Source organism: Campylobacter sp. S4:11 (assembly GCF_024723695.1).
GTDB lineage: Bacteria > Campylobacterota > Campylobacteria > Campylobacterales > Campylobacteraceae > Campylobacter_D > Campylobacter_D jejuni_C.
The window spans coordinates 1-2,974 of the sequence record NZ_JANQDC010000040.1; the positions used below are offsets into that span (position 1 = coordinate 1).

Sequence of the window (2,974 nt, forward strand, 5' to 3'; positions counted from 1 at the left end):
CAATGTAGTTAATATGGGTAATATTAATGCTAATAATGTATTACTTATAGGGAATAAGGTAGATATACAAGGTGGTAAAGTAGGAAATAAAAACTCTACTACACATTTAGTGGGAAATGATTTAGTATTAAATCCTAGCTCTTTTGCAGGAAATAAAACCAATTATCTTACAGCTTTAAAAAGTGTTAGCATAGCAGCTAGCATGAGTGCATTTGAAGATGGTGGTTATAAGTTTGTAGGTGCTGATGGTTTTACTTTAACTAATTATACAGACAATAACAATAAAGTAACTGAAAATAAAGTTCAAAAAATAGACTTTAAACAATACCTTACTATAGACTCAGTAGGTGAATGGGCTATATTTGCTGATGCTTGGAATAATGATAGAGGTGATACAAGAGATGTTGAAGAATTTAGACTTATAAAAACAATAGACTTTAAAAATGATTTTAAACCTGAGTATATGGTGGGGTATACAGATGATAGTTGGAGTAAATCTTTTACATCTACTTTTAATGGTAATGGTTATACTTTGAGTAATATTGTGTTAGATGCTTCTATTTTTAACAGTAGTAATAATAAAACACATGGAAAATATTATATAGGCATTTTTAGTGGAGTTGGAAATGGTGGTGTTGTCAAAAACTTAAAAGTTGAAAATATCAATATGAAAGGTGATAAAGCCACTGGAACTATAGCAGGTGTTTCAAAAGGTGGAGGTTTTTATGATATTTCTGTTAAAAAAGTAAAACAAGTAGATTCTGTATTTAGCCATGCAGGAGGTTTTGTGGGGGCTATAGATGGCTCTAAAGGAGGAAATTATGAAAGAATATCTATTGAAGAGTTGACAAAGATTGAAGGAGAAAATGGTGCTGGAGGATTTGCTGGTTATGCGAGTTCAGGTGTTTTTAAAGATATAAATATTTATAAGAGCAATAGTATTTTTGGTCAGCATTCTGGAGGTTTTATAGGTTATGTGGGAAAACCCGGTGCTTACGCTCCTACAGTTGATAAAATAATTTTTGAAAATATTAAACTAAGTGATTTTGATAAAATAGGTGGCTGGACTTGGACTGGAGGTTTTATAGCCAACTTTTGGGGTCATAAAGCCAATGAGGTATTATTTAAAAATATTTTACTTGATGATATAAGAAAAATAACAGCAGAGCAAGGTGTTGGAGGTTTTATAGTAAAATCAAACGCTGGTAAATATGAAAATATTACTTTAAACAATATAGGAGAACTTTCAGCTACCATGGGAGCTGAAAGTTCTGGTGGTTTTATAGGTCTCATAGAAGATGGAGAATTTAAAAATATTAAACTAAATGATATTGAATTTATAAAATTTTATGAGGGTGAGTTTACTGGTTTATTTGCAGGTGAAATTTTAAAAGGAAGCTATGAAAATATATCTATAAGCAATATAGATAAGATTGATGTATATGATGTGAATTTTTTATCTTTGTTTGCCGGACAAATAGGGAATAGTTATGTTTCTGGAAATTCAACTTTTAAAAACATAATCATTTATAATATAGGTAATATAAAATACGATGGATATATTAGTGGTGGTTATGGTGATCCATATTATGGAAATATAGGTATTTTTGCTGAGCAAGCTAAAAATGCTACCTTGGAAAATATCTTTGTGTCTTTAGATGGTTTAACTATAAGCAATGACAAAAGAAACGATTTAAGATTTAAAACAGCTTTTATTTATAATAATGAAAGCGACACTGCTTTTTCTGATAATAATGTAAATTTCAAAGGAAATATTTTTCTTTATTATGATAAAGATTTATTTTCAGCTTATGATAACTATACAGATAATAAATATAATAACAATTTAACTTTCTCCCAAAATCAATACGATAACTTCATCACTTCCGCTCAAACAGCCACAGGAATACAATATGATCAAGCTTCTAATTCATTTAAAACTACCACTGACTTTGATATAACAGATCCTAATTTTAGCACCATAGGTGAAGGTGGAGAAGGTGGAGAAGGTAGTGATGCAAAGCTAGATGAAGATGATTTGCTTCAAGAAATAATCAAAGAAGAAATCATTAATGATATCACCAATGGAAAATATAAACTACAAATAAGTGATTTATTAAAAATGCTAGAAGATAAAGCAAATTATTCTAAAATGAGTGAAGATCAAAAGGTTGAATTTGTGGCTAAATATTTTCTAAGTGGTGATAAAACTAAAGCTTTAGAAGTAGTTCAAAGCTTAGATTTTCTTTTAACTTATGAAAAGAATGGTTTAAGCACTGCTTCAAAAGATAAATTTGAAGGAAATGGCTTTAGCGTTAAAAATGAAATATTAAGCCAAGTAAATAATACAACCAAAACCATCAAAGGTAAAATCGATAAACTTGAAAATGATTTAAAACCTTTAGTAGATGAATCTAATGAATATTTAAAATATCTTATTGCTATGCAAAATAAACTTGATAATACTATTAAAGCCTACAATGCTTATGTAGATTTAATCAATAAAGGTTTAGCAAGCAAAAATGATCCAGAATTTATTGCACTAAAAAACCAAATAGATATCTTAATGAAAGATAGTCAAGTTTTAGCAGATTTAATCAATGAAAATCAAAAAGAACTATCTACTTGGAAAAATAATAACAACACAGAAAATTTTAAAGTAGTTGGTGCTTTTGCTAATGTAATATTAAATACCAATCCTAACTTAAAAGAAATAACTGGAGATGGTGGTGATGGGGAAGATCCAAATAAGCCAGATTTACCTGAAACTGATATGGAATTTGAACAAACTGCTTCACTTAATTTAATAGGTGATGAAACTTTAGATGAAGAAGAGGAAACTGAAGAGGTGGACGAAACTTCCTTACTTCAAAAAGGTAAAACCTGCATAGTCAGTGATAATTATAAAACTATGAATCCTTGTGTAGTTGGGGGATTGTAATTTATATATTTAACACACAGCATATAAATATAT

The 2,974-nt window shown here is 29.1% G+C and carries 1 protein-coding gene; it reads left to right on the forward strand.

Annotated elements, in window-relative coordinates; translation table 11 throughout:
• Positions 1 to 2,941, forward strand: a 2,941-nt coding sequence (locus CAMP5053_RS07950) for a hypothetical protein (protein WP_337217611.1), incomplete at its 5' end; no start/stop codon positions are given.
• Between the last annotated feature and the right edge of the window lie 33 nt (positions 2,942 to 2,974).